The 17,760-nt window shown below is 63.6% G+C and carries 16 protein-coding genes and 1 pseudogene; 9 read left to right on the forward strand and 8 right to left on the reverse strand.

The window, feature by feature from the left end; genetic code table 11:
• Window positions 1-143: 143 nt before the first annotated feature.
• The 3 genes from repB to BOO69_RS21120 form a co-directional block, all read right to left on the reverse strand.
• Window positions 144-1,073 (reverse strand): plasmid partitioning protein RepB, encoded by a 930-nt coding sequence (gene repB / locus BOO69_RS21110; RefSeq protein WP_071974350.1) that lies wholly within the window; start codon window positions 1,071-1,073, stop codon window positions 144-146.
• The gene (gene repA / locus BOO69_RS21115; RefSeq protein WP_071974351.1) at window positions 1,057-2,250 is read right to left on the reverse strand and encodes a plasmid partitioning protein RepA; all 1,194 of its coding nucleotides are present in this window, start codon (window positions 2,248-2,250) and stop codon (window positions 1,057-1,059) included. The genes repB and repA overlap by 17 nt, the downstream gene beginning before the upstream one ends.
• Window positions 2,251-2,384: 134 nt before the next feature.
• Window positions 2,385-3,266, reverse strand: coding sequence for a recombinase family protein (locus tag BOO69_RS21120; protein ID WP_071974352.1), 882 nt, complete (start codon window positions 3,264-3,266; stop codon window positions 2,385-2,387).
• Here BOO69_RS21120 and BOO69_RS21125 point away from each other — a divergent pair.
• The gene (locus tag BOO69_RS21125) at window positions 3,265-3,633 is read left to right on the forward strand and encodes a type II toxin-antitoxin system ParD family antitoxin (RefSeq protein WP_418361315.1); all 369 of its coding nucleotides are present in this window, start codon (window positions 3,265-3,267) and stop codon (window positions 3,631-3,633) included. The genes BOO69_RS21120 and BOO69_RS21125 overlap by 2 nt on opposite strands.
• 172 nt (window positions 3,634-3,805) lie before the next feature.
• Here BOO69_RS21125 and BOO69_RS21135 read toward each other — a convergent pair whose 3' ends face one another.
• Window positions 3,806-5,071, reverse strand: coding sequence for an IS256 family transposase (locus BOO69_RS21135; protein WP_027264277.1), 1,266 nt, complete (start codon window positions 5,069-5,071; stop codon window positions 3,806-3,808).
• Between the two features lie 107 nt (window positions 5,072-5,178).
• Between BOO69_RS21135 and BOO69_RS21140 the strand changes: the two genes are divergently transcribed.
• Window positions 5,179-5,331, forward strand: coding sequence for a type II toxin-antitoxin system RelE/ParE family toxin (locus BOO69_RS21140; protein ID WP_154665592.1), 153 nt, complete (start codon window positions 5,179-5,181; stop codon window positions 5,329-5,331).
• 189 nt (window positions 5,332-5,520) lie between these two features.
• Here the strand turns inward: BOO69_RS21140 and BOO69_RS23715 are convergent, their stop codons facing one another.
• Window positions 5,521-5,976 carry a TetR/AcrR family transcriptional regulator gene (locus BOO69_RS23715; RefSeq protein WP_081710581.1) on the reverse strand — a complete coding sequence of 152 codons (456 nt, stop codon included), beginning with the start codon at window positions 5,974-5,976 and terminating at the stop codon, window positions 5,521-5,523.
• A gap of 153 nt (window positions 5,977-6,129) precedes the next feature.
• Here BOO69_RS23715 and BOO69_RS21150 point away from each other — a divergent pair, with 153 nt between their 5' ends.
• From BOO69_RS21150 to BOO69_RS21165, 4 genes and pseudogenes are all read left to right on the forward strand, one after another.
• The gene (locus tag BOO69_RS21150; RefSeq protein ID WP_027264279.1) at window positions 6,130-7,197 is read left to right on the forward strand and encodes an HlyD family secretion protein; all 1,068 of its coding nucleotides are present in this window, start codon (window positions 6,130-6,132) and stop codon (window positions 7,195-7,197) included.
• Window positions 7,194-9,926 carry a ribosome-associated ATPase/putative transporter RbbA gene (gene rbbA / locus BOO69_RS21155; protein ID WP_027264280.1) on the forward strand — a complete coding sequence of 911 codons (2,733 nt, stop codon included), beginning with the start codon at window positions 7,194-7,196 and terminating at the stop codon, window positions 9,924-9,926. The genes BOO69_RS21150 and rbbA overlap by 4 nt, the downstream gene beginning before the upstream one ends.
• A gap of 3 nt (window positions 9,927-9,929) precedes the next feature.
• Window positions 9,930-11,041: pseudogene (locus tag BOO69_RS21160) on the forward strand (ABC transporter permease).
• Between the two features lie 125 nt (window positions 11,042-11,166).
• Entirely contained in the window at window positions 11,167-12,234 is a 1,068-nt protein-coding gene (locus tag BOO69_RS21165) for a patatin-like phospholipase family protein (RefSeq protein ID WP_172839584.1), read from the forward strand.
• Between the two features lie 44 nt (window positions 12,235-12,278).
• Here the strand turns inward: BOO69_RS21165 and BOO69_RS21170 are convergent, their stop codons facing one another.
• The gene (locus BOO69_RS21170) at window positions 12,279-12,737 is read right to left on the reverse strand and encodes a universal stress protein (protein WP_027264282.1); all 459 of its coding nucleotides are present in this window, start codon (window positions 12,735-12,737) and stop codon (window positions 12,279-12,281) included.
• 115 nt (window positions 12,738-12,852) lie between these two features.
• Here BOO69_RS21170 and BOO69_RS21175 point away from each other — a divergent pair, with 115 nt between their 5' ends.
• The 3 genes from BOO69_RS21175 to BOO69_RS21185 are packed head-to-tail and all read left to right on the forward strand — an operon-like array spanning window position 12,853 to window position 15,977.
• Window positions 12,853-13,290, forward strand: a complete 438-nt coding sequence (locus BOO69_RS21175) for a MarR family winged helix-turn-helix transcriptional regulator (RefSeq protein WP_027264283.1) — start codon at window positions 12,853-12,855, stop codon at window positions 13,288-13,290.
• On the forward strand, window positions 13,283-14,449 hold the full coding sequence (locus BOO69_RS21180) for an HlyD family secretion protein (RefSeq protein ID WP_027264284.1): 1,167 nt from the start codon (window positions 13,283-13,285) through the stop codon (window positions 14,447-14,449). The genes BOO69_RS21175 and BOO69_RS21180 overlap by 8 nt, the downstream gene beginning before the upstream one ends.
• Complete coding sequence (locus BOO69_RS21185) at window positions 14,430-15,977, forward strand: DHA2 family efflux MFS transporter permease subunit (RefSeq protein WP_027264285.1); 1,548 nt, start codon at window positions 14,430-14,432, stop codon at window positions 15,975-15,977. The genes BOO69_RS21180 and BOO69_RS21185 overlap by 20 nt, the downstream gene beginning before the upstream one ends.
• A gap of 22 nt (window positions 15,978-15,999) precedes the next feature.
• Here BOO69_RS21185 and BOO69_RS21190 read toward each other — a convergent pair whose 3' ends face one another.
• Together BOO69_RS21190 and BOO69_RS21195 are read right to left on the reverse strand one after the other, a co-directional pair.
• Window positions 16,000-17,076: a flavin monoamine oxidase family protein gene (locus tag BOO69_RS21190; protein ID WP_027264286.1), complete on the reverse strand. Its 1,077-nt coding sequence runs from the start codon at window positions 17,074-17,076 to the stop codon at window positions 16,000-16,002.
• Entirely contained in the window at window positions 17,073-17,717 is a 645-nt protein-coding gene (locus BOO69_RS21195; RefSeq protein WP_027264287.1) for a cupin domain-containing protein, read from the reverse strand. Before BOO69_RS21195 ends, BOO69_RS21190 begins: the two co-directional genes overlap by 4 nt.
• Between the last annotated feature and the right edge of the window lie 43 nt (window positions 17,718-17,760).

Below are 17,760 nucleotides of genomic sequence, written 5' to 3' on the forward strand. Positions count from 1 at the left end.
CGCTACATTCAGAAGTGCGAAAACTGAGATTTTGTAGCGGGCTGATCCCGGTGCGAAACCTTACAAAGGTCTCGTGAAGCTAGCTTCTCGGGGCCTTTTTCTTTTTGCCTGTATCGTGCCTCCTTCTTGTTGGTTGCTCTTCCTCAGTCTCCTGAACGCTTCCAGCGCTCATGAAGCTCGGTAATCAGCTTTGGGGCATTGCCCTCCAACCAGCTGATAAAATCAGGTTCATCCGTAGTCAGATCGAGTTTAAGCTGCTTGCCTTGGCGGCCGGTCTTGACCGTCGCAGCTCCGACACCGGGGATCGCCAAAGCAGGCACGCCCTTTCTAGACGGGTTTGCTTTCTTCTCTGGGCTCTTCGCAGCTGCCAGAACTGCGAGAAACGCACGCTCAGAAACCTCATCGACCGAGCCGGAACTTTCGGACTTGGCTGCATGAGCTACGGCTTGCAGTTGGTCTCGATCACCGTCGTAGGCACCCAAAGCCTTTTTGAGCTCTTCCCATCTCGGGCGACCAATCCCGGGAGCCGCACCAATTGCCTGGATGAGTTCCTCGCCGACCGTCCGAACGACACTCAAGAGTTGTGAAACCCCCGCTTCGTGGAGGTTAAGGACTTCGGCGACACCTCGATTGGTGCGCTCAGCCCCTTCCAAATGGTCGCCGTCCAGAAGCGCCGTCGCAACAAGCGCACGTTCAATAAAGCTCAGATCACGACGCTCTTGGTTCTCGAGAAGCTGATCTCGAAGCGCTTGATCACCATCAACTTCCGTGACGATGGCTCGAACTTTGATACCGAGCTCGCGACATGCTTCCAGGCGTCTGCGGCCATAGATCAGGTTGTAGCGATCGCCTTCCAGTGGGCGGACCAAGACAGGCACACGCTGACCGTTCTTGGAGATTGAATTCTTCAGGCCCTCAACTTCAATCTGAAGCCTATCATCCAATCGTCCTTCGGTAATAATCTGCGCCGGATCGATCTCAAATACACCGCCACGCAGTCGGCGCCCTTCAAGAGCGTCAGGAGCGTTGCGAAGGGTCTGCAGCGGCAGGCCAAGTTTAGGCTTTCTTGCCATTCCGCCCCCATGTGTTCTGGATGATTTCAGCGATCTCATCGTTCACTGCGTTCATGGATTCGATCGCACGATCAAACGTCTGACGCGTGAAGTCCTTCTTGTCAGCTTCGTAGAGCGTTTGCTTGGTCAAGCCGGCATCAGAAATCGCGGTCGATTCAACCATGTGATTTGTCAGGACCGACCTCCCGAACAGTCCGCGAATGAAAGCGATGACTTCGGTTTGTGGCGCGTCGCCGACTTTGTATCGCGTTGGCAAAAAGCGCAGCCAATCGAAGCGCAGATTTGCGCCTGCATCCCTGATCACTCCCAGGAGATCCGCGGTCATTCGCAGGAATTGGGACATCGACATGAGGTCAAGCATCTGCGGGTGAACCGTCACGAGGACACCCGAGGACGCGGAAAGTGCTGACATCGTCAAGAAACCAAGCTGCGGCGGGCAGTCGATCACAACAACGTCGTAGTTCGCTTGAACACTATCGAGTGCGTCATGAACTCTCGCGAAGAACGCTTTCGCTCCGCCTCGCTGGATAGCAGCAGGCGTCTCGTGCTCGAACTCCATGAGTTCAAGGTTGCCCGGGATAAGATCAAGGCCGCGGATGTAGGTCTTGCGGATCACTTCGGCGATCGGAACCGGATCGTCATAGCGAACGGCATCATAGAGGGTTCCGCCCTCCATAAGGTCGAGTTCTGGCTGGATTCCGTGAAGAGCCGAAAGAGATGCTTGGGGGTCGAGATCGATCGCAAGAACCCTGTACCCCTTGAGCGCCAAGCGCTGAGCGAGGTGAGCAGACGTCGTCGTTTTGCCGGACCCGCCCTTGAAGTTCACCACTGAAATGACTTGAAGCTCGTCACCGTCGCGACGCCCAGGCACGTAAGTTCCAGACTTTTTTGCGTTTCCTTCAAGCGTCTGCCGGATTTCCCAGATATCGTCGAGCGTATAGCGACGATGACTTCCAGCCGTCGTCTCAACGTCAACGATCTTTCCTTCTCGATGAAGCTTCCGAAGATAGGTATGGTCGACGCCAAGGAGCTCAGCAGCTTCGCCGCTGGTCAAAGTGCGCATCACCTTCTTTGCATCCGGAGGGAAGTGTGCGGCGCGCTGAGCATGCAGGTTCGACGCGAGAAGTTCCGCGTAGTGCCCGATGGCGATGTCTAGATCCTGCTCTACTTCGCTCATGTCTGCCCCGATCTGTGGGCGCGTTTTTTATGTGACCGCGCGTTATTTTTCGAGACTATTGCCTGACCAACCAGATTCGTGCAAGCACTTTCTAGATTTAGTGGGAATCCGTTAGGCCAACACAAGTGCCGCCTTCAGAGGAGCCCCAGTTTTTCTGCCCGCTCCAGCAGCATTCTGACTGAGGAAGGCTGCCAGCTGGTGCGACCGCGAGGGGTGCGCTCACGCATGGATTCCAGTCGGTCGCAGATTGCCTGCAAGGTGATCTCGGGGTCAGCACCTTTGATTGCGGCGACAATCGCAGGCAGGCGATCGTCGGTTTCGCGGCGTCCAGCGCGTCCAAGCACTTCAGCAGGCAGGAATCCGTCCGCCACGTATGCCTTCACGGCGCGGAGCAGGCGGCTTTGCGTCCAGCGCCGATCATGGGGCAGGGGGCCATTGATGATCCGCAGGACGTCTTCCCAAGCCATATCGGGGCGCAAACGGCGCACATGGGGCACCCAATCCTGCGCAGTTTCGTTCAAGCGCTCCATGTAGCCGTCCTGTCGCGCCAGCCGCACCTTGCGCAGCGCTTCAGGGTCCTTGGCGCGAAGACCTGGGTTGCCGCCTACGCGGCCCTTTGAGCGTGCCGAGGCAAGTCCGGCTTTGGTACGCTCGCGGATCAGAGCGCGTTCGAACTCAGCCGCAGCGCCCAGAACCTGCAACGTGAACTTGCCCTGGGGCGAGGCAGTGTCGATCGGGTCCTGGAGCGAGCGGAAGAACGCCCCCTTGCCTTCCAGTCTTTCGATCACCTCAAGTAGGTGCGACAAAGACCGCGCAAGCCGGTCGATCCGCACAACGACCAGCGTGTCGCCCTTGCCAATCCGCTCCAGCACACGTGCAAGCACGGGCCGCGCGCGATTGCCGCCCGAGGCGTGCTCTTCAAAGATCTCGGCGCATCCCGCAGACTGCAGTGCCTCAGACTGGGGCAGGGGGGTCTGATCCTCGGTGGAGACGCGCGCATAGCCAATCAGCGGCATGAAACTGGGCCGTTTGCAATTTTATATATCGCTAATAAACGACGGATTGGCCGAGCAGGGCAGGGGGAGACGGTTGCTTGATGGCAAAGCTTGCCATATCCTCGCCGCGAAGGAGACAGCCATGGGCACCATGAACATCTCGCTGCCGGATCCGATGAAGTCCTGGGTCGAGGATCAGGCGAAGTCGGGACGCTACGCCAACTCGAGCGATTATGTCCGTGACCTGATCCGGCGCGACAGGATGCGGCACGATGCAATCGCTGAAATCCAGGCAGCGGTTGATGCCGGAATCGCCAGCGGCCCGGCAAAGTCGTTTGACTGCAACGCGTTCAAGGCCCGGATGCACGCGAAGCATGCCGGAAAATAGCAGATGGACCATCCGTCCTGCAGCGGAAGCCGATCTTGCGGACATTTGGATCCAGGGCGCGGCGGAATGGGACATGAGTCAAGCCGAGCGCTACGCAGATGGCCTGTTCGCGCTCTTTGACTTGCTTGCAGCTTATCCAGAGCTATGCTGAAATCTGGGTGATGCGGCTTGATCACGCGGCGCGGTTTTCGGTGTCGTTCTCGGCGACACCGTCGGTGAATGTGACGCCTTCGATGACCAAAGGCAACTGGTTCGCGCCCTTCAGGCGGCGCCATGTTTTGGCGGCGGTCTGAACGAGCTTGAACACCATCAGCTTCGCTGTCGTTTGCGACAGCGCCCCCTTGGTTCGGACGGTCCTGTGCCGGACGGTGGCGAAGACGCTTTCGATTGGGTTGCCCGTGCGCAGGTGATCCCAATGGTCGGCCGGGAAGTCATAGAACGCCAGCAGCGCGTCGCGGTCTTTTGTCAGGCAGTTTACCGCCTTCTCGTATTTGATCCCATATTTCTCGGCGAAGATGTCCATGGCGGCCTTGGCCTTAGCGCGGGTCTCGGCCTGCCATATCTCGCGCAGGTCGGCCTTCACCGTCGGCTGCATCGATTTCGGGAACTTGTTCAGCACGTTGGCGATCTTGTGGACCCAACAGCGCTGATGACGCGTGCCGGGGAAGACCTCGTCGAGCGCCTTCCAGAACCCCATGGCCCCGTCTCCCACGGCGATCTCCGGCGGGACGGCAAGGCCGCGGGCCTTGATGTCGACCGGCAACTCGCGCCAACTCTGCGCGCTTTCCCGAACGCCGATCTGGAAGCCGACCAGTTCCTTCTTCCCTTCGGGCGTGGCGCCCAGAATGACCAGCATGCACTCGGCCTGCGGCTCCATCCGGGCCTGGAGGTAGACGCCGTCCGCCCAGATGTAGACATACCGCCGCGCCGAAAGATCACGGCGCTGCCAGCGGTCATGTTCCTGCTGCCATTCCCCGGTCAGGCGCGAGATTACGCCCGGCGACAGGTTTGGCGCCTCCGCCCCCAAGATCGCAGAGAGCGCCTCCCGGAAGTCGCCGGTGGAAATGCCGCGCAGGTAGAGGACTGGCAGCAGGGCATCGAGGCTGCGCGACCGCCGCGCCCATTTCGGCAGGATGGCGGAGCTGAACCGCACCTTCTCGTCAGCAGGTCCGGCCGCGCGGTCTCGCACCTTCGGGCGGCGCACATCAAGCGCGCCGATCCCGGTCTGGATGCTTCGCTCCGGCCCATACCCATGCCGGACGATACGCTGCCGGCCATCCGGCAGGACCTCTTCGGCATGCTGAGCGACGAAGGCGTCAGCCTCTGCCCGAAGTGCAGCGGCCAGCATCCGGCGCGCCCCATCCCGGGCAATCTCGGTCAGCGGATCGTCAACAGATTCCGGCTGACGCAGGGCGATGATGTCGGTATTCTTCGTCATAGGCGTATCGTTCCTTCTGGAAGTTCTGGCAGGCTTCGACACCCGCCACGATACGCCGCCTTCTCAAACACCGTCACCCATTTCCCAGCATAGCTCGCTGAAAAGAGATGGCCCGGGAGCGGGAAGAATTCACGCCGCCGGTGCGCATCCATCCCAGCGGGTCGCATCTGGTGATCTACCGGCGGGAAGGGCAGGGGGTCGAGATCATCCGTATCCTGCATACCCATCAAGACCTTATGGCCTATCTGAACGACGGCTGACCAGTTACAGTCCAGCCGCCTTGGTCAGGTTGACGCGGAACCTGTCGCGGCGGCGCTGGTAGCGGCGGGTCCTCGAGCCGGCCGACATTGGCAAGCCCCCAGAGCCCACCGAACAGGCAGAACAGGATCGCCAGCCAGACGGCCACGGGGCGACGAATGGCGCCCCGCGCAATACTCATGCGTGCTGCATCAACCGTGTCGGATGCCATGCCGGTCATTCTCCCGTTCCGCAGTTCGTTGGACGACGGCCAAAGCGCCCGCCGTCAGAGGCCGACGACCGCGAGACGACCAAGGTTTGCGTCCGTCGCCTCGGCCTCGATGCGCGCAAGATCGGCGTCCAGCGCGCGCCGCAGCGACCGCCAGTATCGACATCGACAGGTCCGAATCCGCAGTGTCCAGGCCGTTCAGCGATGCCAGATGCCGGCGCAGCGTGCGGTGCTGCGCATCCTGCGGCAGGCCGGCCTCGAGCGCATCGTGTTCGGCCAGCATCTCCTTCAAGAGCGCCGCCATGAGGCCGCGCTTCGTCGGGAAATTGTAGAGGACACCTCCCTTCGACAGCCCCGCTTCGCGGGCGACCGCCTCGAAGGAGGTGTGCGCAACGCCCTCGCGCGCGGCAATCGCACGCGCCGCGGCAAGGATCCGCAGACTTGCATTCCGGCGCGCGCTTTTCTATTCCTGCATCAAGACTGTACCATCCGGTCGGTATAGGTGAGCGGCGAGACAGCGTCGCCTCCACATGGGGTCAAGGCGACCTGGCAGATTCGTTGGAATGCCGGTTTCCGGTCGGGCGAGGGACTGATGACACGCTTCAATTCCGTTCTTGTACTAATCGCGGGGCTGGCCCTTGTTGGGGCGGGGTTCTTCCTCTGGCGCGGCGACGGCACCGGGACGACCCCCGACGGATTTGCTCGTGGAAACGGGCGAATCGAGGCGGTGGAGATCGACGTGGCGGCCACGCGCCCGGGGCGGATTGCGCGCATCCAGGTGCGTGAGGGACAATTGGTCGCAGCCGGCGATCCGCTGGCTGAACTGGATGTCCGGCAGTTGCAGGCTGCGCGTCATCAGGCCGAGGCCGAGCGCCAGAGAGCCGAGATCGCGGTCGAGAATGCCAGGCTGCTGGTCGAACAGCGTGCGGCCGAGGTACGGGCCGCCGAGGCGGTTCTGGCTCAGCGAGAGTCGGCGGAGGTCGTGGCCCGACGCCAGTTGGAACGGTCAGAGGCGCTGACCGCTGGAAACGTCACGTCCGAGCGCGCCCTGGAACTTGATCGGTCGAACGCGCTCGGGGCCCAGGCGGCTGTCGCCTCGGCCGAGGCCGCCCTGGCGGCGGCGCGGGCCGGCGTGACCTCGGCCAAGGCCTCGGTGATCGGCGCCGAGGCGGCGGTCGCGGCAGCGACGGCCGCCGTCGAGGCGATCGACGTCCAGATCGAGGACAGCACCCTGACGGCACCGCGCGACGGCCGCGTGCAGTTCATCGTGGCGCGCGAGGGCGAGGTGGTCGGCGCGGGCGGCCGGATCGTCAACATGGTCGATCTGGGCGAGGTCTACATGACCTTCTTCCTGCCGACCGCGGCTGTCGGCCGGATCGGGCTGGGCACCGAAGTGCGGCTCATCATGGACGCGGCCCCGGGCATCGTCGTGCCGGCCGAGGTGTACTTCGTCTCGGACGTGGCGCAGTTCACGCCCCGCACCGTCGAGACCGAGGTCGAGCGCGATAAGCTGATGTTCCGCGTCCGCGCCCGCATCGCGCCGGAACTGCTGGCGAAATATGCCGACTACACCAAGACCGGCCTGCCCGGGGTCACCTGGGTCCGGCTCGACCCCGCTGCCCCCTGGCCTGCTGAGGCCGACGGGCGCGTCCTCGAATGACGCCGACCGCCCCCGTCGTGCGGGCCGACGGCTTGTCGCTTCGCTACGGCCGGGTCACAGCACTTGATCGGGTGACGCTTGATCTTCCGGCAGGCTGCGTCGTCGGGCTGATCGGCCCGGACGGGGCGGGGAAGTCCAGCCTGCTTGCGCTGATTTCTGGGGCCCGCAAGCTTCAGGAAGGGCGGCTTGAGGTCTTGGAGGGCGACATGGCGCGCGCCCGCCACCGGGCGCGCATCTGCCCACGTATCGCCTACATGCCACAGGGTCTGGGGCGGAACCTCTACCCGACGCTTTCGGTGCGCGAGAACGTGGAGTTCTTCGGGCGCCTTTTCGGCGAAGGCCGGGCGGAACGGGACCGCCGGATCGCCGACCTGCTTCAAGCGACCGATCTCGACGCCTTCGCCAACCGCCCGGCGGCCAAGCTGTCGGGCGGCATGAAGCAGAAACTGGGCCTGTGCTGCGCGCTGATCCACGAACCCGACCTGCTGATCCTCGACGAGCCGACCACAGGCGTCGATCCGCTGTCGCGGCGGGAGTTCTGGGCGCTGATCGGCCGCATCCGTGCTGGTAGCCCCGGCATGAGCCTGATCGTGGCCAGCGCCTACATGGAGGAAGCTGCGAACTTCGATCACCTCGTGGCGATGGACGAAGGGCGGGTGTTGGCCACCGGCAGTCCCGCCGACCTGCTGGCCCAGACCGGCTCGGAGGATCTCGACGCGGCCTTCATCGCGCTTCTGCCCGAGGAACGGCGCGCCCGCCATCATGAACTGGTCATCCCGCCGCGCAAGCGCGAAGCTGTGAACGGCCCTGTGATCGAGGCCGAGAATCTGACCGTCCGCTTCGGCGACTTCACCGCAGTTGACAACGTCAGCTTCCGCATTCAGCCGGGCGAGATCTTCGGCTTCCTCGGGTCGAACGGCTGCGGCAAGACCACGACGATGAAGGTCCTGACCGGGCTTCTGGAACTGTCCGAGGGCAGCACGCGCCTCTATGGCCGCAAGATCGATGCCCGCGACATGGAAACGCGCAAGCGCATCGGCTACATGACGCAGAGCTTCTCGCTCTATTCCGAACTGACGGTGCGGCAGAACCTCGACCTGCACGGGCGGCTGTTCGACATGGCCCCGGCCGAGATCGCCCCGCGCATCGCCGAACTGGCGCGGCGCTTCGATCTAGAGGACGTGCTGGACAGCCTGCCCGCAGCTCTTCCGCTAGGGGTCCGGCAGCGGCTGTCGTTGGCGGTTGCGCTGATCCATCAGCCCGAGATCCTGATCCTCGACGAGCCAACTTCGGGCGTCGATCCGGTGGCGCGCGACCAGTTCTGGCAAGCGCTGGCTGACCTGTCGCGCAAGGACGGCGTGACGATCTTCCTGTCCACGCACTACATGTCGGAAGCCGCGCGCTGTGATCGCGTCTCGTTCATGCACGCCGGCCGTGTGCTGGTCTCGGGCGCGCCCGAAACAATCCGGCAGGAGGTCGGTGCGGCAACGCTGGACGATGCCTTTGTCCACCATCTTCGTCGGGCTGCGGATGACGGCGCAGCCCATCCACCCGCGACCATTGTTGCACAGCCGAACGGCCGAGAGACCCGACCGCCCGGGCGCTTCAGCCTGGCCCGACTGTTCGGCTTTTCCTGGCGCGAGGCGCTGGAGCTGCGCCGGGATCCAATCCGCCTAACGCTGGCCAGTGTCGGCAGCGTGATCCTCATGATCGTGCTGGGTTACGGCATCTCCATGGATGTTCAGAACCTGAAATTCGCGGTGCTCGACCTCGATCAGACTATTCTCAGCCAGTCCTATGTCAACGACCTTGCCGGATCGCGCTATTTCCACGAAGCGCCCCCTCTGACGGGCTACGACGATCTCGACGCGCGAATGCGCGCGGGCGAAATCAGCCTTGCACTTGAGATCCCGCCCGGCTTTGCCGCCGACCTCGCCCGGGACCGCCCGGTCGAGATCGGCGCTTGGTTCGACGGCGCGATGCCGATGCGAGCCGAGACGGTGCGCGGCTACGTCCAGGGGATGCATGTGCATTGGCTAACGGACCAGCTCCGCCAAGCCTACGGAGAGGACGCCGTGGCTGGCGACTATGCGCTGGAGGTGCGCTTTCGCTACAATCCCGATGTGGAAAGCCTTGCCGCCATGGTCCCCGCGGTCATTCCGCTTCTGCTCATGCTGATCCCGGCCATGCTGGCCGTGCTGTCCGTCTCGCGCGAGAAGGAGACGGGCTCCATCGTCAACCTCTATGTCACGCCTGCCCGGCGGCTCGAGTTCCTGCTGGGCAAGCAGGTGCCCTATGTCGCCCTCGGCTTCGTCAACTACCTGCTGCTGCTGGCGCTGGCAGTCCTGGTCTTCGGCGTACCGGTCAAGGGCAGCCTTCTGGCGCTGTCTGCCGGTGCGCTGGTCTATGTCGTGCTGGCGACCGGGCTCGGGCTGCTGATTTCCGCCTTCACCCGCAGCCAGGTGGCGGCGCTGTTCTTCACTGCGCTCGCGACGCTTATCCCGGCGACGCAATATGGCGGCATTATCGACCCGGTGTCGTCGCTGGAAGGCATGGGCCGGGTGATTGGCGAGGTCTTCCCGACCAGCCATTTCGTCACGATTTCACGCGGCACCTTCGCCAAGGCGCTCGGCTTAGGCGATCTAGGGGGATCCTTCTTGCCGATGCTTGCCCTGGTGCCGGTGGTGGTGGCGCTCGGCGCGGTGTTCGTTCGCAAGCAGGAGAAATAGGGGTTGCGACCAAGACATGTGATACATCTTGCCGTGAAAGAATTGCGCGGCCTGTTGCACGACCCGCTTCTCATGGTTTTGGTGGTCTACGCGTTCACGCTAGACATATACACCCACGCCACCGCCATGCCCGAGACGCTGAACCGCGCCACCATCGGCATCGTGGACGAGGATGCCTCGCCGCTCACGCGCCGCATGGCAGATGCCTTCCTCGCACCCTATTTCGTGCCGCCGGCGCAGATTGGCCTGGCCGAGATGGATGCGCGGATGGATGCCGGGATCGACACGTTCTCGCTGGTGATCCCCCCGATTTCCAGCGCGACCTGCTGGCGGGCGACCGGCCGGAGCTGCAACTGAACGTCGATGCCACACGGGTCAGCCAGGCCTTCACCGGCGCCGGCTATATCCAGGCGATCGTCGATCAGGAAATTACCGGTTGGGCCGCCCGCGATGCCGCTGCGGCTGCGCCTCCGGTCGATCTGGCTGTGCGGGCGCGGTTCAACCCGGCGCTGGACCCCGGCTGGTTCGGCGCCCTTACAGCGGTGATCAGTGCCGTCACCATGCTTTCGATCATCCTGTCGGGCGCAGCCCTGATCCGCGAACGCGAACACGGCACGGTCGAACACCTGCTGGTGATGCCTGTCACGCCGGCCGAGATCATGACAAGCAAGGTTCTCAGCATGGGCGCGGTGGTGCTTGTGGCAACCGGGCTGTCGCTGAACTTCATGGTCCAGGGGGTGCTGGAGGTGCCGATAGCCGGCTCGGTCACCCTGTTTCTTGTCGGGGTGGCGCTGCATCTTTTCGCCACCACCTCTCTGGGTATCCTGCTGGCCACGATCTCCGGCTCGATGCCGCAATTTGCCATGCTGCTGTTGCTAGTCCTCTTGCCGCTGGAAATCCTGTCGGGCGGCATGACCCCGCGCGAATCCATGCCCGAGGCGGTGCAGTACGCAATGCTCGCGGCGCCCAACACGCATTTTATCGCCCTTTCGCAGTCGGTCCTGTTCCGCGGCGCGGGGCTTTCGGTGGTCTGGCCGCAACTTCTGGCACTGGCGCTGATCGGCACCGCTATGTTTTCCATTGCACTGCGTCGGTTCCACGGGCTCCTGAGGTGACCGAAAGGCGGCAGGGCATACCGACAAGGCGGGCGACGCTCGCACTGATGGGAGCTGCGGCGGTAAGCGCCTGCGGTGTAGAACCGCGCATCCCATACCGCCCGGATGACAGGGCCGCGACACCGTTGCTGGGTGCACCCTATCGCATCCGCACGGACGCGGCGATAGAGGACTATCCACCGGACCTGGGCCCGAGGTTTCGCGAGAACGGACGGTCGCATTACCTGGCCATTTCCGGGGGTGGCGCAAACGGTGCCTTTGGCGCGGGTGTCCTGGCGGGCTGGACCGCTTCCGGAACGCGACCGACCTTCTCGGTCATAAGCGGCGTCAGCACCGGGGCGCTGATCGCACCGCTCGCGTTTCTGGGCCCCGAACATGATGTTACGCTGCGCAATCTCTATACCGGCGGCGTTGCCGAGGGCATCGGCGGCAAGCCCTCGCTGCTGGGGTTGCTTACGCGGGGTGCGCTTGTCGATCCCCAGCCGCTGCGCCAACTGGTCGAATTTTTCGTCTCACCCTCGCTGCTGCGTGGAGTCGCGCAAGAACATGCCCGAGGCCGACGCCTCTTCGTATTCACGACCGATCTGGACGCCCAGCTCGGGGTGATCTGGAACATGGGTGCGATTGCGGGCAGCGGCGATCCGGGCGCTCTGTCCTTGTTTGAGGACGTCCTGATGGCCTCGGCCGCGATCCCGGGTGCATTTCCGCCGATCCGTATTCGCGGGCAGACCGCTGACGGCCGCACCTTCGAGGAACTGCACGGAGACGGTGCCGTCGTGTCGAACGTCTTCACATTGCCCGAGACTGTGCTGTTCTCGTTCCAGGGACAGCGCGCGGTCGGGGCGGCGCTGACCGACATCCACATGCTGATGAATGTCAATCTCGAACCGGAATTCAACGTCGTGGCGGTGCGACCGAGCGCGATCACCGCCCGCTCGGTTTCGACGTTGCTGAAGTACCAAATGCTGCGCCAGGTCAACGCGACCCATGACTTTGCACACGCTGCCGGAATCGGCTTCCATGTCACCTCTATTGACATGGTCGCGCCCGACGATGTCGACACCCTCGAGTTCAATACCGCCTATATGCGCGCCCTCTATGCCGAAGGTTTCCGGCGGGCACGCGCTGGGTCGGCGTGGTCAGCGGCTCTGCCACCTCTGGAAGGGGATGAAGCGATCGTGAGCGCGGGTTAGGACCGCCAGATGACGCACAAGCCGTAGCGGCGGCACCATCCTTTTCACGCCTTCCCAAAAAGTTCCGAATCCTCGACAACCTTCTGCGCCAGAAGCAGGCTGCACCCTAGACTGTCACTTAGTTCGGCCGCGATCGAGCGGCTCAACCAGCGCGTCCAGAAACCGTGCCGGTGGTGTCCGACAACGACAAGATCCGCCTCGGTCTCAACGGATACCCTGGTGATGGTTGCGACGGGATCGCCGAACTCGATCCGGACCTGCGGCGAAAGCCCCATCCCCGTCAGCCGCTGGCGGCCCTCCTCCAGGATTGCGTCCAGATCGGCCTTCTGCTGGCCCAGGGCAACGGTATCGGCCCCGATCGCGTAGACATTGCCCGAGGCTGTCTCGACCACCGCCAGAAGAGTCACGGCAGCGCCCGTGATCTGCGCAAGGCGCGCGCCCTCGCGTAGCGCCAATCGCCCTTCGCGAGAGCCATCATAGCAGAGCAGGATTCTGGAATACACGGCTTGGCCTCCGGGCTCGAATTTAGTCTTGCAAGACGGTTGCTTGCATACTAATTAGCTTCCTATCTTTTTGCAAGACAACCAGAAGCAAGAGCTGATGACTGCTGCACCAGACATGGCGGAGACCTTCACACGCGCTCTGGCAATTGTGTCGCGCCAGTGGAAGCGCAGGCTCGACGTACAGTTTCGTCATCTGGGTCTTTCACAAGCACGCTGGGGCGTGATTTTAGAACTGTCCCGGCACGAGGATGCGACCCAGATCGAACTGGCGCGCGTCCTTGGCATCGAGGGGCCGACCCTGGTGCGCTTGCTGGACGGTCTTGAAAGAATGGGGTTTGTCGAGCGCCACCCAAGTGCCGAGGACCGACGCGCCAAGAAACTGGTCCTGACTGAAGCAGCGATGAGGATTCTTGAGAGGATGAAGTCGATCGCCGCAAATAGTCGCTTGGAAGTTCTTGAGGACATTCCTGCGGACGATCTTCGCACCGCGACCCGCGTCCTGGCGCAGATTGCATCCCGGCTGGAGAAGATGGGTAATGACGAAAATGGATGAGATCAAACCGGCAGCACCCGAAGCAAAGGAGACAGGCGAGACCTCCGTGCCGGATTTGCCAAAACCGGCTGCGCGGCGCAGCCGGGTTAAATGGACCCGGCTGTTGGTCGTGGCGGCAGTCCTTGGGGTCGTGGCCTGGCTGGGAACCCCGTGGATCATAGCACGGTTCACTCAGGTCCATATCAACGATGCCCGCATCGCAGCGAGCGTCGTGACCGTGTCGAGCGAAGTCGCTGGCCGCGTGACCGAACTTCCGGTGCTTGTCGGGGATTCGGTCGCTGCGGGAACTGTTCTAGCGTCGATCGACCAGGAATCGTCGCAGCCGCAACTCGATGCCGTCATCGCAAAGCTGGCGGCGACAGATGCCCAGCTTTCTGAACTCGAAAACCGCAAGGGCATGCTGACCGAGCAGCTTGCTGCGCGGCGAGAAGCAGCCAATGCCGGCATCGCGGCTGCCGAAGCCAACCATGAAGCCGCGCTTGCCGTGCTGCAGAATACGCAAACCCGCCACGACCGTGTGGTTAAACTGGCCGAGCAGAATGTTTCGTCGCAACAATCGCTTGATGAGGTGAACGCGGCCCTCGCCACAGCGACACAACAGGAGCGCGCAGCCTATGCCGCAACAGAAGCCGCACGGGCAGATCTTGCAATCGTCGAAGCAGACGCAGCCCAAATCGCTGTACTGGACTCTCAGATCGATTCTGTCAGGGCAGGGCGCGTCGCGATCGAGGCGGAACGTCGGCTGAAGGAAATCGATCTCGCGCACCGTACGATTGACGCCAGCTTCGACGGTATTGTTGACGCGACCTTCGTTGATGTCGGCGAGTATGTAACCCCCGGAACAAGACTGGTGATGTATCACGCGCCCGAGAATGTCTGGATCGATGCCAACGTCAAGGAAACCGAGTTTTCCAGGTTGCGTGTGGGGTCCAGAGCCAGCATCACTGTCGACGCCTTCCCCGGTCGGACCTTCGAGGGCGAGGTGATCGGCATGGGCGGCGCGGCGACCAGCCAGCTTGCCTTGCTGCCCAGCCCGAACCCGTCGGGCAACTTCACCAAGGTCACCCAGCGCCTGCCGATCCGCGTCTCGATCGATGCCGATGGTGTGGAACTGCGACCGGGCATGATGGTTGAGATCTATGTCGATGTCGCAGGTTGATCGCTTTTTCGAGCGGTATGGTCCGGCCTACAAGTGGTACGCCACCGGCACTATCATGGTGGCAACCATCTCGGTGGTTCTCTCGACCACGATCGTGAACGTCGCCATCCCGGCGGTGATGGGCGCCTTCGGGATCAGCGCGGTGCAGGCGCAATGGATTTCGACGGGGTTCCTTGCCGCCATGACCGCCACGATGCTGCTGGCCGACTGGGCGGACCGCGCCTTCGGCATGCGGTTGACCATGAATGCCGCGATGGGCGTCTTTCTGGCCGGCTCGGTCGTCGGCGGTCTTGCTCCGAATGAAACCATGCTGACGTTGGCGCGCGTCGTCCAGGGTGCCGCAGCAGGCATTGTCCAGCCGCTGGCGATGATCATGTTGTTCAAGGTCTTCCCCCCTGACAAACGTGGTGCGGCGATGGGTATCTACGGGGTGGGTGTGGTGCTCGCCCCCGCTCTCGGGCCCTGGATCGGCGGCGTATTGATGGACGCCTTCGACTGGCGCTTCGTCTTCTATCTGGGCCTTCCCTTCGCCGGGGTCGCCATCCTGCTGTCAAACCTTTTTCTGCCAGGTCGAGAGCAGACCGGGCCGCTTCCCGCTTTCGACTTCCCGGGCGTCGCGATCCTTGCGGTCTTTCTCGCAGTCATCCTCAGCACATTGTCGAATGCTCAGCGTCTGGGATGGGATTCGAACATGACACTTGTAGGCTTTATGGTGTCCGCAGCCTCGGCCGCAGGATTCATTCTATGGGAGCTTCACACCGACAAACCCATGCTCGACATGCGGCTCTTTGCCAATTTTGCCTTCGTTTCAGCCTCGGTGGTGTCCTTCATCATGGGGGCAGGGCTTTTTGGCTCGACCTATCTCTTGCCCGTCTTTGTCCAGCAGATCCAGGGCATGACGCCGACGCAAGCGGGTCTTCTGCTGATGCCGTCGGGCTTCGTGATGCTTATCGTTTTCCCGATCGCAGGGCGCCTGTCCGACAGGGTTCCAGCCGCAATCCTGATCGGCATCGGCATGGCGATCTTCGCTTGGTCCTCGTGGCTGATGGCGGATGCGAATATCAACACGACATTCTGGACACTTGCCTGGTGGACCGTGATTTCCCGGGTGGGTCTAGGGCTGGTGTTCCCGGCAATTTCCTCAGGAGCTTTGAAAGTATTGCCCCGGCATCTCCTGGGGCAGGGCTCTGGGGCATCGAACTTCATCCGCCAGCTCGGCGGCGCCTTCGGGGTCAACTTGCTCACTGTGTTCATTGAGCGGCGCACAGTCATGCACGCCGATGCCTTTGCAGCCACGCAAACCAGCGACAATACCACCACGATGGAACTTCTGCGCGAAGTCGCCGGCCTGATGCATTCGTCAGGGCTGCCAGACACGCAGCTCCTACCGGCCGCAGCCTCATTTCTGGGGCAGACCGTGGTGATCCAATCATCAAACGCTGCGTTTCAGGACGGCTTCATGGTAGTGTTCGCGATCTTCGTTCTGGCGCTCGTACCGACCTGGTTCATGTGGCGGGCCAGAACCTGAGCGCCCGCCGGACCGGCCGAGGTCAGACCGAGCACAGCGCCGCGGCCCGGCCCGCCGCCGCATGCGCGGCGATTACCGCGCCGTTCAGGTAGCCTGGATTGCGGGGCGCGGTCTCGCTGCCGGCAAGGGTCAGACGATCCGACCAGGGCGCAGGCAGGGCGAAGACCTGTGGCGCCGGATGGCCAGGGTCAGTCAGGTCGCCCGGGGTCGCGGTCAGGACGTCCGCCGCCCAGTCCTTCAGCCGCACCGACCGCGGCTCGGCGGCCGCCGATCCGAACAGGCGCACAAGCTGCGCGGTGCAGGCCGCGATCACCGCCGCCTCGCCGATCTGCTGACGCCCGGCAGCGGAAAGCCCGACGAAGCCGAACAGCGCCGCCTCGCCCGCGCTGCTCGTGGCGTCGTGGATCTCGGTCATTGGGCCGACCAGGCTTTGCGCCCCTCCCGAAAGGCCGGCCTCGCGCCAGAAGCGCCTCGGATAGACGGCGAGGAACTTGGCATGGGGAGCCATCCAGGTCGGCGTCCGGCGCCACAGATCGAGCACGCCCGGAGAGGGTGCCGGATCGAGCGTCAGGCCCTGCGCGATCAGCCGGGGTGGCAGTGCCAGGATGACGTGATCGGCCCGCACCTCGCCCTCGGGCAGGGTAAGGACGACCGCATCCTCGGCCCGCGTCAGCCGCCGGACCGGCGCGCCGAGGCGGATGCGGTCGCGCGGGATCACGGCGGCCAGCGCCTGCGTAAGCGCCCCCGTCCCGCCCGCGATCCGCCAGGACGCGACGCTACCGGGATGGGGCACGCGCAAAGGTGGCTCCTGCGGATGGCGCTCGAAAAGCATCTGCCCAGCCTCATCCTGCCTCTGGCAGGCCAAGCCGAGTTCCGCCACCAGCGCGGCGATCTCGGGCTGCATGTCGGGCCAGAACCAGGACGGGCCCAAATCGAAGCCGGCACCGGGTGCGCCATCCGCCCCGACGGTCAGGATACGCCCGCCAAGGCGCGGCCGCGCTTCGTAGAGCCGGACATCCGCGCCGGCCCGCCACAGCAGCCGGGCCGCGTTCAGCCCAGCGAGCCCGGCCCCAACGACAGCGATGCGGCCTTCGGTCATGCCGCCGCACCCGGCAGGGGCAGCACATCGGCGTGTTGTAGCGGCGCATCCTTGAGCCAGACCCCCGCGCCCTCGGCCTCGGCCACCAGGGCAAGCCCGGCAGGCAGGCGCAGCCAGCTCTGTGCGGTCAGTTCCTCGCCCCCGACGCGCAGGCTGCCCGACAGCACCATCATTTCCAGCCCGCGCGGGTTGTCGCGCCGGATCGTGCCGTCCCAGGTCTCGATGCCGACCCGTTCGAACCCGTCGTCGAAGAGGACACCCTCAGCCTGTCCGGGCGGCAACGCGATCTGCGCAGTATCGCCAGCGCGGAACTGCCAGAGCCGCACGAAGATCTCGCAGCCTTCGGCAGCGGCGGGGCTGTGGCGAGTGCCCGGTGGGTTGCGGAAATAGCTCCCGGCGGGATAGTCGCCGTGCTCGTCCTGGAAGGTGCCGACCAGCACCAGGATTTCCTCGCCGCCGGTATGGACATGTTCGGGAAAGGCGCTGCCGGGGGCATAGCGTACGATCGAGGTGGCGCGGGCGACCTCGGCACCGTCGCGATAAAGCATCTTGCGCTCGACCCCCGCGGCCGGGCTAGGCACCCAATCGAGCCGGCTGCCGTGGACAACCGTCGGGCGCGTGAAATTGGTGTTGAGCTGCATGATCTGCATCCGTGTTTTGGCATGAGAAGGAAGGGCGCACCCG

This window comes from Sulfitobacter alexandrii (assembly GCF_001886735.1).
Lineage (GTDB): Bacteria > Pseudomonadota > Alphaproteobacteria > Rhodobacterales > Rhodobacteraceae > Sulfitobacter > Sulfitobacter alexandrii.

What these genes read in the sequence shown, in the direction of transcription:
- repB (WP_071974350.1), bottom strand. Translation starts at nt 1,073, where the DNA reads ATGGCAAGAAAGCCTAAACTTGGCCTGCCGCTGCAGACCCTTCGCAAC.
- repA (WP_071974351.1), bottom strand. Translation starts at nt 2,250, where the DNA reads ATGAGCGAAGTAGAGCAGGATCTAGACATCGCCATCGGGCACTACGCG.
- BOO69_RS21125 (WP_418361315.1), top strand. Translation starts at nt 3,265, where the DNA reads ATGAAACTGGGCCGTTTGCAATTTTATATATCGCTAATAAACGACGGA.
- BOO69_RS21120 (WP_071974352.1), bottom strand. Translation starts at nt 3,266, where the DNA reads ATGCCGCTGATTGGCTATGCGCGCGTCTCCACCGAGGATCAGACCCCC.
- BOO69_RS21135 (WP_027264277.1), bottom strand. Translation starts at nt 5,071, where the DNA reads ATGACGAAGAATACCGACATCATCGCCCTGCGTCAGCCGGAATCTGTT.
- BOO69_RS21140 (WP_154665592.1), top strand. Translation starts at nt 5,179, where the DNA reads ATGGCCCGGGAGCGGGAAGAATTCACGCCGCCGGTGCGCATCCATCCC.
- BOO69_RS21150 (WP_027264279.1), top strand. Translation starts at nt 6,130, where the DNA reads ATGACACGCTTCAATTCCGTTCTTGTACTAATCGCGGGGCTGGCCCTT.
- rbbA (WP_027264280.1), top strand. Translation starts at nt 7,194, where the DNA reads ATGACGCCGACCGCCCCCGTCGTGCGGGCCGACGGCTTGTCGCTTCGC.
- BOO69_RS21175 (WP_027264283.1), top strand. Translation starts at nt 12,853, where the DNA reads ATGGCGGAGACCTTCACACGCGCTCTGGCAATTGTGTCGCGCCAGTGG.
- BOO69_RS21180 (WP_027264284.1), top strand. Translation starts at nt 13,283, where the DNA reads ATGGATGAGATCAAACCGGCAGCACCCGAAGCAAAGGAGACAGGCGAG.
- BOO69_RS21185 (WP_027264285.1), top strand. Translation starts at nt 14,430, where the DNA reads ATGTCGATGTCGCAGGTTGATCGCTTTTTCGAGCGGTATGGTCCGGCC.
- BOO69_RS21190 (WP_027264286.1), bottom strand. Translation starts at nt 17,076, where the DNA reads ATGACCGAAGGCCGCATCGCTGTCGTTGGGGCCGGGCTCGCTGGGCTG.
- BOO69_RS21195 (WP_027264287.1), bottom strand. Translation starts at nt 17,717, where the DNA reads ATGCAGCTCAACACCAATTTCACGCGCCCGACGGTTGTCCACGGCAGC.